Annotated in this window: 1 rRNA gene; it reads left to right on the plus strand. The window is 52.5% G+C overall.

Annotation, left to right across the window (positions count from 1 at the left end):
* A 23S ribosomal RNA gene (locus M8318_RS00055) occupies positions 1-255 on the plus strand; the annotation flags it as partial.

The raw sequence follows: 255 nt of genomic DNA on the forward strand, positions 1-255 counted from the left end.
GATGGGAAACAGGTTAATATTCCTGTACTCGGTGTTACTGCGAAGGGGGGACGGAGAAGGCTATGTTGGCCGGGCGACGGTTGTCCCGGTTTAAGCATGTAGGCGGAGGTTCCAGGTAAATCCGGAACCTTATTCAACGCTGAGGTGTGATGACGAGGCACTACGGTGCTGAAGCAACAAATGCCCTGCTTCCAGGAAAAGCCTCTAAGCATCAGGTAACATCAAATCGTACCCCAAACCGACACAGGTGGTCAG

Source organism: Leclercia tamurae (genome assembly GCF_025566055.1).
GTDB lineage: Bacteria > Pseudomonadota > Gammaproteobacteria > Enterobacterales > Enterobacteriaceae > Enterobacter > Enterobacter tamurae.